This is a genomic window from Nocardia sp. CA-120079, from assembly GCF_050955745.1.
GTDB lineage: Bacteria > Actinomycetota > Actinomycetes > Mycobacteriales > Mycobacteriaceae > Nocardia.
Genome location: NZ_CP192088.1, coordinates 4,350,812 through 4,365,479, shown reverse-complemented (window position 1 = coordinate 4,365,479; position 14,668 = coordinate 4,350,812). Strand labels below are relative to the sequence as shown.

Sequence of the window (14,668 nt, the reverse complement as noted above, 5' to 3'; positions counted from 1 at the left end):
GGAGCCGGTCCGTCGCCCGCGGTAGTCATCGGTCGGATGAGCGAACCGGGCGTGCCATTTGCCCGACCACGAGCGATAAGACGCACGTGCTCGGTTCGTTGCTTTATCTGCATGGGAGGACAGAAAGTGCTACGCGGTCACCACTACGTACATCCGGGCAGCACCGTACACCTTGTTGTTCGCCTCTTCGGTGGTGATGATGTCGAACGCGTAGATGTCACCGGGCATTTCGTCCTCGCCCGGTTCGACGGTGATCGTGAGCCACTTCTGCTCACCCGGCTTCAGGAAGATGCCGACCTCGTGGCTCGGGTCGCCGCAGTCGTCGATGCTGACGTTCTCCAACGAATCGGTTGGGCAGTGGTGGTGGGAAAGCCCTGCGGTGGCAGCGATCCCGGCCAGCTCGGCGGAGCCCTGCGCAAGCTCGACTGCCCGCAGCGCCACCTCCGCTTCGAGCGGGCAGCGGTCGTACGCCGGTACCTCGACAAGCACCTTGCGAACAAGGGTCTCGCGCAGCGGTTTCGGCGTGATCATGATGTTGCGCTGCCCATGGTGGGTGTTGGCGAGCAGGTCGAGGCGATCGCTCATCGGCGGATCCAACAGCGCCTTACCGTCCGCCTCGTAGGTCGCGTCCGCGTCGAGCACCTGGACGTCGAGGCCGGCACCGCCGATGGTGCCGCCTTCGGAATAGACGTTGACCCCGACGCACACGTGGCCATCGTTGTAATCCCCGATATCACCGGCCTGTGGCTTCCAGAAGCCGTTGCTGCGCACGACGATCGACTCGCCCGGCTGGACTACTCCTGCATTGAACCCCTGGAATGCCGGCGTGCCATCGTTGTCCGGGTCCGCGCTCGTCTTGATGACCGTGCTCGGCCCGATGGCGCCCGCAGCGAAATTGGAAACCCACCCTTCCATGCGGATCCGGCCCAACGGAACCTGCGGGCCATGCGGCTCGGTGGCGAAGTCACCACGGTTGAACACGCGAACCAACAGGTAGTACGGCTCGCCCACGAAGACCTTGCCGTTCCAGGTCCCGGCCTCTGAGGTGTCCCAGTGCGAGGAGGTCATGAACGGTTTCGACTCTTCGTAGGTGAGCAAGCGAATGTTCGGGCTTTCCCAAATTACCGAGCCCTCCGGAAGGGGACGGCCCGTCCCTTGATCGCCCGCCAGGTAGGGCACAACGAGTCTGCCGTTGGGATTGAGATTCGGCATTGTTTCTTCTTTCTCGAAAGGCTTGCGCCGGATGGGTCAGCCGGTAACGCAGACGATCTGGAAACCGGTGATCGAGACGGCGTCACTCGGTGCGGCGCCGTCCAAACGTGCGGAAATGAAATAGGAATAGGCAGGGTCGAGCCCCTCGGTGCCGGTCGCCGGACCGATCGACAGATCGAACGTTCGGCCGGGATCGGTGTGCACACCCGCGATTTGTGCCACCGCAACCCGATTCGCGCCGCCGAGCTCCTGGCGAAACAGCTCCAACTGCAAGCTGCCCTGGCCGGTATTGGAGCCGAGGACACGAAACTTCTTGATGGTGCCGGTGGTCGGCAGTGCCACCGCCATGACGCCGTAGGCGCCGCCCTTCTGCGCCCCTTTGCTCGCGCTGCCGAGTGCGTGCACCCAACCGTCGACGCCGGACTGGGTCAGCTGCGGCGCGAGGTTGATCGTGCGGTCCTTCGGTACGCCGGAGGCGAGCGAGTCGAGTGCGGCGCCGATGGCATCGAGATCGACCTCGAGTGCTTGGAACCTGACGTTGAAACCGTTGTCGCCCCCCGCGGTGACGCGATCGACGGCATCGACCCACTTCTTGTGGGTGAAGGTGCGGGTGAACAGGCCCATGGTTCAGTCCTTTCGGGTCGGCCGCGCGAACTGCTGCCCGCGCAGGCGGTAGGTGGGGTAGGTGTAGGCGGGGAAGATCTCGAGTTGCCCAGCCTTCAACTCGAGTACGTGCTCGCGGATCACCCGGGTCTCGAATTCGACGCCGATCGGATGTAATTCGTTGATCACGTTCATGATTCGCTCGTATTGGTCCCGCCGGATCACCACCGGCGTGCCTGTCGACTCGCCGTCGAGCAGGCTCTGGTCCAGTCCGATCTGCACCGTGTACGGCGGATTGCCGATCGCTTTGGCCCGCACCCGGACCTGTACGGTGCCTGCTCCATCGGCGGTCAGCTTCGCCAGCCCGCCGGTGGAGCCGTCGAGATGCGCGGCGGCCTGATCGAAGGGCCGCACCGACCAGGACAGCGGTCGATCCGGCGGTATCGCCGCTGCCGAAGCGAACGGCCACAGCGCGGTGACCGAACGCCACAGGTCAGGACGGAGTACGGCGACGGCGTCGGATTGGCCGAGACCGATTTCCCCCTGTACGACAGTGAGTACCGCCGCACCCGCGGGAACGATGGCTATGGGCACTCCCGGTACCTCGACAGAGTTGCCGTATTCGGCAACGCCCGAGAGGGTTCGGCGCTGGACGTATTTGGAGTACCACGCCCCCAGGTAGACAACGCCCGCCGTTTCGTCGACGTGCAGTCGCGACGGGATGAGGTCGATATCGTCGAACGTGCCGGTCACCGTGCGAGTGGTCGCGTCGAGCACCCACAGCTTCTGCTCTGCGGACGTGGTTACGTAGACGTTGGTCCTACTCACCGCTAGTGCCCTCGGGATACCGGGGAGCGTGGGCGCTTGCACCCACGCACCGGTGCCGATATCGACCGCACGCAGCGTCTTGTCCGCGCAGGCAACCCACGCGATGGCGCCGGTCGGGTTCAGCGCCAGCAACTTCGCGATGCTGCCGTCGGGCACCGGCCACTGATCGACGATGGTCATAGTGGTCGCGTCGACGACTACCACTTTCGTCGGAACAAGTACCAGCAGTTGCGCTTTGGCGGGGTGGCAGGCAACAGCGAGCGGCGTCTCCGGCAGTGCGGACATGGTGGCAGCGACGGCCATGGTCGCCACCGTGATCGCGGTGACCGTCCGCTCTGTCGAGCTCGCCGTGTAGACGGTCTTGCCGTCCGGGCCGGCCGCGATGGCGACCGGCGAGTCTCCCACCTTCGTGCTGCCGATCAGGGTGCCTGTCGTGCTGTCCAGGAACGACACTGTCGAACTGCCCTTATTGGCCGTGCACAGTACGGTGCCCGCGAGCACTGCGCCGACCGGACTTTCATGACATGGCAACGCGATCGAGACCGAGTCGCCCTCGTCCACTTCCGACGATCCGGTGACCGCGAGGTGCTCACCGGCGCGCTGCGCGACGCGGATAACCGTGCCGGTGTTCAGTACGTAGTCGAACCCGGCGCTGTGGGCGTTGCGGCCGAGCGCCGCCAGGCTGAGCGCCGGGTCCGCGGGGGCCAGCGTCAGTGCTCTGCCGACCCGGTCGAGCCCGGTCCCGTTCGGCTGCCATCCCGAAACGATGCGGACTTGCTGCGGCCGATCGTAGGTATTGAGGGCACCGCTGACGAGCAACCGTCCGAGGCGGACCGCGACATCGGCCTGCATCCTGTTCGAGCCGGGAACCTCGACCCGAAGCAGTGGATCGGTAACGGTAACAAGGTCGTTCGGCGAATACGCGCCGTCTTCGGCCGTGCCCGCGACGGACTCGGCGACCCCGAGCGTGCCGTCCGCGCCGATCGAGGTCCCCGCGTTCAGGCCCTGCGGCCCGATGGTGAACCGCCGGGTCGTCGAGAAGCCCTTGCCACCGCGGCGTACCTCCAGTTTCACGGTGACTTCACCAGGTTGCAGCGCGCGTACCGCACTGTGCGCATCGGTGGTCGAGCCGACGAATTCGGCACGGCCGGGCCCGGACTCCAACAGCGACCAGCGAAAGGTGCTGTCCGCCGGTGGTTCCGGATATATGGACAGATCGGTCGCGGGATTGCCGACACCGAGGTCCTTGCCGAACCAATAGCCCGAACCCCGGATCGTCATGACCGAGGTGTCGGCGACGGATACGTAGACATCACCGCTCGCCGCGCGGTACCGCACCCAGTCGAAGCCGGCCTTATGTGCGAGCGCGGCGATTCGACCGGCGGGTTCGGTTGGATGGCGCAGCACGAGGGCGCGGCCGGTGGCGCGGAGATCGGTTGCGGCGGGGTCGTATCCGGCGGTCACCGATAGTCTTTGGTTGATCTCGTAGCCGAGCAGATCGAGCAACGCTTCGAAGTGACGCAGGGTCGTGATCCGCATCCGACGGTCGCCCGCGGGGAACGCGACGGTCGGGCTGTCGAACCGGACCAGCCACTGCGGATCGAACAGATCTTCGGCGACCGTGCCGCAGACCTCGACTTCTGTTGTCTGCCTGCGCCCGCGCGCGTCGATTGATTCGCCGGGTCGCAGTGCGGCGGGTCGGATCGTTACGGTGTGCGTCCCGACCGGTGTCCGAACGAACGAGTCCGACACGGTGATCGGGTTGGCGACATCGTTGATCTTGCCGACGATTTCGTTCAGTGCGTCCGCGATATCGGTCGGCGTCGGGAGGTTCCACCGCCGGAACAGGGTGAGGCGTCGCCGATAGCTCTCGTCGTCTTCGCCGAGCACCGGAGCGAACGACACTATCGGGCCGCGCGAGATCCTGACCTCGTCGACTGTGCCGTAGAAACCGCTGCTGAACCCGCCGCCCGTCAGGTCGGCGAAGCCGATTCGCAGCGGCGAACTATTGGTCAGCGCACCGATATTCGTCACCGTGCTCGCGACGAGGGCACCGTCGACGAACAGCCGGGCCACCCCGCGATCACGGTCGAGCACCGCGGCGACGTGATGGAAGCGATCGGTGCCGAGCGAGACATCGGCAGCGAGCTCGACCTTGGTCGTGCCGTCGGAGAGCAACAACCGCAGATTGCGGTCGAGTCCGCGGAAGTGACCGATGTGCAGGCCCCAGCCGGGCTTGGCCTGCTCGATCATGTTGGTGTGCTTGGACAACACCGCGCCCTGCCAATCTCCGGACGCAGGCCGCAGGAAGCATTCCGCGGTGAAGCTCGCCGTCGCCGGCAGCGCGAAGTCGGCGTGGTCGGCCACGGTGATCTCGGACTGGCCGTACCTGAATCCCATGCCGAAGCCGAACCTGCCGTCCACCCTCGGCGTGGCATTGGATCGGGTACCAGGATGTCCGGCACCCGTGTAGAGCGCCATCGCGTCCGCGACCGTCGCGGTATCGGCCTTGTCCTCCAGGTGATAGAGCGCAATCGTGTTCGGGGAGAAGCCATACGGCCGTGGCGGGAACCGCGGGATGCTCAGGTCCGATCCGATCAGATCGAGCGAAAGCCCGACGGCGTGCTCGGCTGTGTGCTGGGTCCGCACCCGATTCAGGTGGGCGCCGAGGTGATCTCGTTCACCGCCGAGCACCCACAGCAACGCGGCGAGATCGCCGAGCAACGCCGTGAATCGGAACGCCGCCTGTACCCGGAGGTCGGGCGCACCCTGCGGTGCACGGACTGAAACGCTCTTCAACACCGCGGTCACCGCGTCGGACCCGAGCGGAACCAACACCGAGGTACCTGCCGGGGTGCCCGCCGCAATGACGAACGTCACGCTGGTCCGCCCGGACCCGCGCGCTTGATAGCGCACCGTCATGGAGATGTCGTCGGCGAGATCCTGCCGCATAGCGACGATGTACCTGGTTCGCGGGTCGGTACCGAACCGTGCCAGGTGCTCGCGGAAGTCGTACTCCTCGAAGGACGCGTCCCGGGACGGTTCGCCACTGGCGAAGACCAAGTCGACGTGGTCGGCGCCGGCGGCGAACGGTGTGGTGAGCGTGCCTGCCATCCGGTCGACGGCGGCGGGATAGTGTGTCATCGGGCCTCCACCTGGATGTCGATCAGACGGCTGTCCTGCCGGAACTGCGCGATCTCGGTCGGACCGAGCGTGAGGTTCTCGCCGAAGCCGACCTCGATGGGCTCGGCCTGGAAAAGCTCGGTTCCGAAACTGATTCGGCCGAGGGTCGGCGGGTAGCGGCGCAGCCGCAGATCGCGGATATCGAGGACGCCGGGTTGCTCTACCAGCAGACTCATCACCTGCGAGAACAGCACGTCACTGCCGAGTCGCAAGACGCCGAGGCTGCGCGAGAGCCGGTCGAGCAGCGCGGCACGCAGCGAATTCGGGTCCTGGCCGGGATCGATGATGACGGTGGCGCGCAGTCCGATCTCGATGTGGTCGGCCTCGATGATGTTCGGATAGATGCCGACCGGCCGCACCCGGTCCACCTGCGCCTTGACCTGCTCGTAGATGCCGGTCACCGCGCCGGTCGTGCGCCACGGCCGCGCGAATTCGTGCGCGACCACCACATCGAAGAAGTAGGGCTCTCCGAACTTGCGCTCCGAACTGAAAGTGCGCTCGCCGAAGTCGAATTCGTCGAAGATGCTCTTGGTGACGTCGGCGCCACCGAGCGCGTCCGAAAGCAGCACATCCAGTGCGCCGCGCACCCGGAGCACGGCGGCCCGCACACTCTGCAGCGTCCACATGTCCCGCGGGAAGCCGAGTTGCCTTGCCCGATAGGCGGTGTCGTCCTCGGTGTCGCCGCCGCCGGTGAACGCGGCCGGGTTGATCGCGGCGACCGAAACGGTTTCCGGGAAGTGCAGTTGCGTCAGCAGATAGTCGCGGTCTACCCGAGTAAGTTGCTCAGGACCGATGTCGGCCTGCGCACCGGCTTCGAAAGCGCGGACCAGCACGGTCGCGCTCGGCGCGTTGTCGGTGAGCGTGACCGGCGCTGTCGTGTAGAAGGTGTTCGTGTGCGGCGCGGGCAGATTGTCCAGCAGCACAGTGCCTTCCGGAAGCACGTAGCGCCTGCCCGGCTGCGCACCGGTGATCGTCAGCTTCGCCTGCCCCTGCGCGAACAGGTAGTTGCGTTCGAGCCCGATGTCCTTGCCGAGCAGGTCCAGGTCGGCACCGGATGCGGTGGAGGCGAATTGGCTGTAGTAGACGTCCTCCAGCCGCTTCCACAGCATGGCGTCCTCGTCGGACGTCGCTTGCAGCAGCTTCGTCAACACGCTGGTTGCGGACAGGTCGATATCGGGTCCGAAGACGTCGACCGCTCGCTGCTCGGCGGATTTCAGTATTTCGGCGAGTCCCTTGAGGACGAATCCGTCTGCCGTCACGCCGTATTGCGTCATGCCTGCGCTCCTATATTCGCTTTCAGTACCGCGGGAGTGCCGTCGCTGGTGATGATCGACACAACGACGGCCCACTGCCGGTGGTGCGCGTCGAGTTGTGGATCGATGACCTGGACGTCGCGGATCTCCTGCACCCGATGGTCGGTGCCGAGGGTCCGAACGATGTTCAGCCGCAGCAGATCTCGCATCTCGTGGGCACTCGCCGGCGCGGTGAAAACGGCGCGGTAGTCGAAGCCGTACCTGGTGTCGTAGCCGTCCTCGCCCAGTGCTGTCAGCACACGTATCTGCAACGCCTGGGCCAGGTTCGGCAGGCCGGAAACGAGCTCGATCCCGCCCTTGTCCAGCACGAGATCGCCGTCGTCGAGCCGAATTCCGACACTGTTCGCTGTTGTCATGGTTGTCCCTGCTTCACTTCGCATCGAGGATTGTCTGGCCAGGGGTGATGACCGTGAACTTGCCTCCGTTGGTCGCCGTCGCGTCGGTCGAGGCTGCGGCGGTTTCGAGCACCACCGGCTGTCCGCCGACTTTCAGCACCGTCGAAACGCCCGCGCTGAACGCCAGCAATTTCGTGCACGGCCCGCCGCCCTCGGGTGGAATCGCACAGGTCAACTGCGCGTCTCGGTAGCCGGGCGCAAGCAAGACCGCGACGCCGCGCACGGTGAGGATCGCGCTGGAGTTCATCGTGAGCACGTTGTGTGGTGGCATCGGTCCGCAGCTGAGTTGCGCGCTGGTGACAAGCACTTTCGCCATCACCCCACCTCCACAGCGGACGCCGCGAGCTTGATGGTGTCCGCGGTCAGGGTGATCTCGCCGCCGCTGATGGTGATCGACGCCTTGCCATTGCCGAGCGTCACGTTCTTGTCATCGGTGGTGATGTCCACCGAGCCGTCCTCGGCGACCGTGATCGTTGTGCCCTTGCCGTGCTTGATTGTCAGTGCCTGACCCGTCGGCGGCTGCGGGCGCGCGCCGACGTCGGGCAGCATGTCCGTGCCGACCTGGATATCGAGTCCGACCGCCTGGATGACCCGGTGGCCATTGGCATCGGTGAGGTCGTTGACCCCCTTACCGGCTGGCCGGCCGCCCGATAGCTCGGTCGGCAGGCAGAGCCAGTAGTCGCCCGGTTCGTTCTGGGGTGGTTGGTGATCCGCGTTGCGCGACCACAGGAACCCGGCGGCGATCGCGTCGTTCACCTCACCGCCGTTGTGCAACAGCACCGCTCGCATCCCCGGATATACCGGAACCATCAATCCGGTTCGGTCCCAGGCGAATACCGAGGACACCGGTTTGTCGTGCAGCCGCAGTTGGTTGTTCACCGGGTCGTCGACGCTGGATGCCGCCCGCCGCTGTCCGTAGTCGAGCGTCGCGCGGTGCCCACCGTTATCGCCCGTTCCTGCCTTGTTGTAGGAGGTGACATCACCGACGTCGACGGTGGGATGGTCGGCCAGCAGCGAACGTGTCAGCGCATGGAAGTCGTCGGCCACGGCGTGCACGCCGTCGACGGCCTCCGGTCGCTTGGCCGCGCTCGCGCCGAGCACCGTGACCTCACAGGTGTATCCGCCGCGCAGGCTGAACAGATGCTGCACCGCCTCGACGCGCAGGTCGTCGGTTCCGCTGTCCTCCAGATCGACTTCCGCCCCGATGTGCAAGGCCGGGTCGCCGAGCACCGTCAGCTCGAATCGGGTTGTCGCGCCGGGTGCGGCCTGCAGATCCGGGGACCCACTGTCCCAGCGGCGCTTGCTGACGATGTTGTCCGCGGCGCGGAACCGCACCGGCGGCGCGGCGGCTGTCGCGGTGCCGAGCACCGCCTCGCCCGCGCGGATAGCGAGCAGTGTGCCTGCCTTGACCGCGAGTTGACCGAGCACGCTGAGCGCCGTGCCCGCCGCGATGGTGAGATCGCTGTCGGTCCCGGACACGCCGCTGTGCTGGATGGGCACCGTCGTCTGTTTCTCGACGGCGGCGAAGATCTGGGCGTAGGTCGACTCACCCGGCTTGTCGTACGGAAAGCGTTCCCGCCGCAACAGATAACCGGCCCGCTCCATGCCCTTGATCCGAGTCAGCAGACTGCCGTCGGCGGCGACTTCTGTGGAGATCTCGGTGACCGCACCGACCATCACCGACGCCTGCTGTGTCGATGGCTGGTCGAAGTAGCCGAGGTGGATGTCGACGAGCAGCGGATTCGCCGACCCGGCGCGTGCCCGCGATTGTTCGGCCAGGCCCTTGGCATGGTCCAGAGGCAGGTCCCACAGGGTGATCTCGAACGTCGACGGATGCGGCCCCAAAGTCGCCGTGGTGTGCACTGCGGCGTCGAGCACCAGATCGCCGTGCAACACATCGTTGGACAGCCGCAGAAGACCAGGCGCGTCGATGCTGGTGCGGAACTCGAGTCGGTACCAGATCACGAAGCCCATCGCAGCGCCGCCCCTCCCACCACGGACGAGCGGTACGCGCCGGGCGCGTTCAGATTCAGTGGATGTATCGCCAGTTCGGTGAACACCATGGCCAATTCGTGCGCCTCGTACTCCACATCGGGAACCAGCTTGCGCCGAAACAGGATTCGAGTACCGTCCACCTCGTCGGTGGATATCTCCATGACGAGGAACGCCCCCTGCTGTGGAAGCGTCAGCACCGCATCCTGTTCCAGCAGGTCTTCGTCGGTCACGTTGGCATAGATCGACAGCACATAGATGCGCTCGCCGAGCGATATGCGCACGGCTTGCGGAAACCCCCGGTCGGCGTCGATCGGCAGTCTCAGGTACGGATACTTCAGCACTGTGCTCATAGCTGTTGCCTCACAATGGGGTTCGTGGCGCGGCGGTTCACAGCGGCACCGAGGGAATGGCGGGCACCGCCGATGGCGCGGCGGCGCCGGCGAACAGGGCGGAGCCCGCGGCGAGCGCGAGATCGGCGATTTCGCCCGCCAACGCCGTCGCGCTGCTGCGCGGGACATGTTCGAGGCTGATGGACACGTCGATCGCGTCGCGCTTCTGCACGCTCTGGGTGAAGCGCAGATCGGTGATCTGCATATCGAGGCTGATCGCCAGCCCGCACACGACCGGGATGCCGGTCACCGCGAGCAGCCGTGAGGTTGCGGCGACGAGCAGGCGCGAAGTCAGCGCGAGCGTCTCCAGCTCCTTCTTCAACACCAGTCGGTCCGGGCCGAGCAGCATCGCTTCGATGGCGATGGCCTTCCTGGTCGGCGCGATCGCCTGCGAGAAGGTGCTGTCCGCGATCCGCTGGATCTGATAGCCCTCGGTCATCGAGATGCTCTGCACGTAGAGCAGTGGGACCGGGCCGATCAATACCGGTTGCGCCGTCATTCGTCCGGCTCCTTCCACAATTGTCGGAGTAGCGATTCAGTGACTTGTCCGAGGTCCTCGGCCGCCTCCGACGGGCCTGCCACGCTGGTGACGGCGCTCGTCACCGGAGTGCTGACGATCTCTTCGCCGACCATCCGGAACTCGACCCACCGAGCCCGCGCGAGCACGTCCGGATCGAGCAAGCCTTTGGAAACCCAGTCGACCGCCGTCCGCGGCTCGACTGGTATGCCGCCGATCTCCAATACCCGGTTCGAACTCATGTACCCGCCGATGCTCGGGTGTTCGATCGTGCCGGCGTCCCACCGATTCACATGCGTGGACGACACGGCGAACCGATCAGTACCCGTCTCGGTGAGCGCCTTCGCGCTCGTCGTGTGCCAGGCTTCGATCTGCTCCGGATGTTCGAACCAGTACAAGTAATCTCCGTATTTCGAATGGAGCTTGCCGTTTTCGTCGAGCAGGAAGCGCAGCGGATGGCCCGGCTCCTTGGCCAGCTTTCGCTCCACCGCGCTGCGGAAAGCCTCCCTGGTGGACGCGATCCCGAGCTTGCCGAGAGATTCGGCCGCGACGATCTGGCGCGGGTTCATCTGCAGTGCGTGCTCGGCCGCGGCGGCGGCCTCGGACAACCGTTCACCGTCCGCGAAGCCCGCCAGCTCGCCGGCCGCCAGCTGCATCAGCAGCTCGTGATACTGCTGCGGCCCAAGGGTTTTCCTCGCTTCGGCCACCCGGCCGAGAAAGTGCTCGAACCTTGCCGTGGTCGAGCCGAACTCGCGCGCGGTCGGCGCGAGTGCGTGCGCACCCGCATCCACGACGAATTCCAGCGCACCGCGTCCGCGCGCCACCCTGGTGAATGTCACCGGTCCGAGCTCGCGCAACTGCTGGGCCGTCAGGCGACCCGCGACCCGCAGTAGCGCCGACATCTCGGTGCCGGGCATGCCCTTCAACAACGCGCGCGCCACGTCGCCGGTCCAGTTCGGTGCGGTGCCGACGAGTTCGAGGATCCGGTGCACGCCGGCAACCACATCCTCGGCGAGTCCGGTGGCGAGTCCGACTGCTCGCTCGACCTCCTCGGCGATCCGCAGCGCGGACACGACCCGCTGACCTGATTGCTTGGCTTCCGGACTCACCGCCATGAACCGCGTCAGCTTCTTCGATCGAACAGGCGCATTCTTCAGCAGCCGGACGACGTCGTCGGAGTAGGACTTGGGCAGCAGCCACATCAGCCTGCCGACCTCGCCCGCGTCGGCCAGCTTCACAGCGGTCGCCAGCGCCTCGAACAATCGAGTCTGTGCGGCAACCCTTTCGGCAATCTTGGCGGCCCGGGCCTCCGGCAGACCGGTCAGGAATGCCGCGAGGATCTCCAGCAACACCACGCGCAGCACGCGCCGCATCAGCGCGCTGGTGACTGCACCGCCCGCACCCGCGAGTTCTTCGATGTGGTTCAGGCCGAGCATCGCCATGCGTCCGGTAGAGCCGGCACTGGCCAGCAACGCGCGCAGCTTCGCCATCGCTTCCGGGTCGGGCGGCAGCGGCACCGGCGCAAGGACGGGAATCGGAATCGGCAGCACACCGAGCGCCTTGGCCACCAGCACGTAGAGCTCGACCAGCTTCGCCACACTTCCGCCCAGCTCGACCGGCAGCAGCGGCAGATCGGCGAGGCCGCTGACGGTACTGCGCAACCAGTCGTAGGTGGTTCCGATGAACTCGCCGATGTCGAACATCGACAACGGGTTCTTCAGTTGGTAGACAACGATATCCAGCAGCTGCGCCGGTTCCAGCGGAGTCACAGCGAGGTGCGAACCGACAGCGAGCAGCAAGCGGAAGGTCGGTTTGTCGAACTGGCTGAACAACCTCAGCAGCTTGCCGTCGACAGCAAGTGGTGCGAGCAAATCGTCCAGCTCGGACTTGGATTCACACGATGCCAGCAATTCGACCATCGCCGCGTCGAGTTGGTCGGTGTCGATGCCGGTGCCCACCGCCTCGGCGACATTGATCAGGGCCAGCAGGTAGCGGCGGCGTTCCCAGACGCTCATCGACGCGAACATCGAACGATCCAGGGCAACAAGGAAATGCGCGATGCTGAGATCATCCCGATTGTCGAACGTCAGCTGCTGCAGCACCTTTCGTGCCGTTGATTCGTCGAGGGCGCCCTGGTCCTTCGGATCGGCGAGCCAACGCTCGACATTGTCACCGGCCCACGCCGTCGGTGAGGCAGCGACGTTCCTGCGGTAGAGCCGGACACCCTCGGCCGTCGAGATGATGAGGGGCTGGTTCTCCGGATCGGTGACGAAGGTCGCGCCGTAGGCCGGTGCGCTCACCGATCGCCCTTCGCCCCCGGGCTCATGACTGATCGCGGGAGCGAAATCGCCGAAGTCCTTGGCGTGCAGCGTTGTCGTGAGGGCCCGGACGAGCAGGCGCCCCGGCTCGTGTGGCTTGGCGAGTACGACGAAACCGCGCTCGCCGAACAGGTATCGACCCCAGTACACCGCGCGTACCGGATTGCCGGTCTCGATTTCGAGATGGCCGCCCGCCCGCACCCACTGCGGTAGGTCCCTGCTGAGGCTGAAAACCGGGCTGACCGGGGTCGGTCCGACCCGGACGATGTCGTCGCCGATGCGCAATTCTTGCCGCCGCGGTGAGATGTGTGCCTCGCCGGACGCCGAGGTGTCGCGACGCACCTGCGCCCGCCGGAACCGCTGCTCGCCTTCTTGCACGCCGCGGCAGATCGCCGTTTCCACCCCGCGCTGGTTCTCCAGGGTCAGCGGTCCGGTGAAGGTGATCGGAATCGCCTGCGGGGTAGGCGAATCGGGGCTCATCGGGGCGGCTCGCGGTAGACCGGGTCGTCGAAGAGCACGACATTGGCCGGACCGAGGTGCTTGATGGCCTTGTCCACCACGTCTTTCGGCGTATCCCTGGTGAAATAGGCGAGCGCACCGACCCCGCGCTCGGCAGCCGCCAATTTGAGATCTGCGACTCGCTGGATCGTATTTGCCATCCTGTCCCTCCCCTGCTTGCCCGGGCCGCCCTTGGCCGGTCCGCCGACCAGGATCAGTTCGCCGTGCTCGCCGATGACATCGACGTCCACCGCACCCGATTGACCGTTACCGCGGTGGAACCGCAGCTTCAGGTCCTCCAGCGCACCGTTGTCGGCGATCCGCCAAGTGCGCGCCAGCGTTCCGTAGACGAGCCGCGCGACCACGTACTCCCGCTGGAAGCCGCGGTTGCTCGCTACTTCGCCGGGCGGAGTCGGCAGCAGACCCGCGAATGGTGCAGCCTCCTCCTCGATCTCCGCCCGGGGTGTGTAGATGCGTGCGGGACCGTCCGCGGCACCTGCCCGCGGCACGACGAGACCTTGTGAGGCGCTGCCCTTTCGGGCTCCGCCCAGCGCGAACAGCAACCCCCAGAGCAGTTCTTCGGCTTGCGCGCGAATAGCCGCGCGCCGCTGTGCGGCGAACCGCTGCTCGATGTCCTCGATTTCGCTTCTCGTCTTGTCCCTGACGTGCAATCCGCGACCGGTGTCGTCACGGATGTACCAGTCCCGCACCGCGATTCCCTCCGGGGCCAGGCCGGTCGAGGTGAAGATCCGATCGAGTTCGGCGATGTCATCGGCGGCCAAACCGGAAGCGAGCAACGTCTTCTTGTCGATTCGGGCGTCGATCGCACCGTTACCGCCCGGTGTAAGGACATACAGCTTCGCCACCGCGTCGACCATCGCCGAGAAGGTCGCCGGATCCGCCTCGAGATGCGCGGCCACCTGCCGCATCACCTCGGCCAACCCGTGCCACCGGTGACGCGGGTTGGTATTAACCACGGTGTCCGGCCCTTCAACACGCAGCCTGTCCTGCGCGAGCCATTCCGCATGTTCGCCTACCTCCGCGGTACTGCGCGGCGGCGACAGTTTCCAGTCACCCTTGGTGCGCTGCTGTTCGTCGGCTTCGTTGGCAATGACGTCCGGCAGCAACTTCCGCATCCGCGCGGCGCTCGGCGGCGCGAACTTCGGGTCGTGAATCGGCGACGTCGCGACCGGCCGCGGGTCGTGGGTGCGGGCAGTGCGACTCGACGCTGAGGCTCGCAATTGCTTGTCGACCGCCCCGGCGACCGACTCGGTCAGCTGGTCCAGGTCCGCACCGGAAGGAGTGCCGACTATCCGTACCTTGACCGGTATCTCGATCCGACCCGAGGTGCGAACCTTGACCGGCAGCTGATGTCGCGGCCGTGCGTTCGATGGTTCCTCGTTCGGTGGCATGTACC

At 66.0% G+C, this 14,668-nt stretch carries 11 protein-coding genes; all 11 read right to left on the bottom strand.

The window, feature by feature from the left end:
* Window positions 1-129: 129 nt before the first annotated feature.
* Genes ACQPYR_RS19815 through ACQPYR_RS19765 form a run of 11 tightly spaced genes read right to left on the bottom strand, consistent with a single transcriptional unit; the run spans window position 130 to window position 14,663 of the window.
* A complete protein-coding gene (locus ACQPYR_RS19815) occupies window positions 130-1,212 on the bottom strand; it encodes a hypothetical protein (protein WP_433634307.1) in 1,083 nt (360 codons plus the stop codon).
* 36 nt (window positions 1,213-1,248) lie between these two features.
* Entirely contained in the window at window positions 1,249-1,836 is a 588-nt protein-coding gene (locus tag ACQPYR_RS19810; protein ID WP_433634305.1) for a hypothetical protein, read from the bottom strand.
* Window positions 1,837-1,839: 3 nt separating this feature from the next.
* Window positions 1,840-5,787: a LamG-like jellyroll fold domain-containing protein gene (locus tag ACQPYR_RS19805; protein ID WP_433634303.1), complete on the bottom strand. Its 3,948-nt coding sequence runs from the start codon at window positions 5,785-5,787 to the stop codon at window positions 1,840-1,842.
* Window positions 5,784-7,100 carry a baseplate J/gp47 family protein gene (locus tag ACQPYR_RS19800; protein WP_433634301.1) on the bottom strand — a complete coding sequence of 439 codons (1,317 nt, stop codon included), beginning with the start codon at window positions 7,098-7,100 and terminating at the stop codon, window positions 5,784-5,786. Before ACQPYR_RS19800 ends, ACQPYR_RS19805 begins: the two co-directional genes overlap by 4 nt.
* A complete protein-coding gene (locus ACQPYR_RS19795; RefSeq protein ID WP_433634299.1) occupies window positions 7,097-7,495 on the bottom strand; it encodes a hypothetical protein in 399 nt (132 codons plus the stop codon). Before ACQPYR_RS19795 ends, ACQPYR_RS19800 begins: the two co-directional genes overlap by 4 nt.
* A 13-nt stretch (window positions 7,496-7,508) precedes the next feature.
* Window positions 7,509-7,850 (bottom strand): hypothetical protein, encoded by a 342-nt coding sequence (locus ACQPYR_RS19790; RefSeq protein WP_433634297.1) that lies wholly within the window; start codon window positions 7,848-7,850, stop codon window positions 7,509-7,511.
* Window positions 7,850-9,499, bottom strand: a complete 1,650-nt coding sequence (locus tag ACQPYR_RS19785; RefSeq protein ID WP_433634295.1) for a hypothetical protein — start codon at window positions 9,497-9,499, stop codon at window positions 7,850-7,852. Before ACQPYR_RS19785 ends, ACQPYR_RS19790 begins: the two co-directional genes overlap by 1 nt.
* Window positions 9,496-9,879, bottom strand: coding sequence for a hypothetical protein (locus ACQPYR_RS19780; RefSeq protein ID WP_433634293.1), 384 nt, complete (start codon window positions 9,877-9,879; stop codon window positions 9,496-9,498). Before ACQPYR_RS19780 ends, ACQPYR_RS19785 begins: the two co-directional genes overlap by 4 nt.
* A gap of 37 nt (window positions 9,880-9,916) precedes the next feature.
* Complete coding sequence (locus ACQPYR_RS19775) at window positions 9,917-10,417, bottom strand: hypothetical protein (RefSeq protein ID WP_433634291.1); 501 nt, start codon at window positions 10,415-10,417, stop codon at window positions 9,917-9,919.
* Window positions 10,414-13,233: a hypothetical protein gene (locus ACQPYR_RS19770; protein ID WP_433634289.1), complete on the bottom strand. Its 2,820-nt coding sequence runs from the start codon at window positions 13,231-13,233 to the stop codon at window positions 10,414-10,416. The genes ACQPYR_RS19775 and ACQPYR_RS19770 overlap by 4 nt, the downstream gene beginning before the upstream one ends.
* Window positions 13,230-14,663, bottom strand: a complete 1,434-nt coding sequence (locus ACQPYR_RS19765) for a hypothetical protein (protein ID WP_433634287.1) — start codon at window positions 14,661-14,663, stop codon at window positions 13,230-13,232. Before ACQPYR_RS19765 ends, ACQPYR_RS19770 begins: the two co-directional genes overlap by 4 nt.
* Window positions 14,664-14,668: the final 5 nt, after the last annotated feature.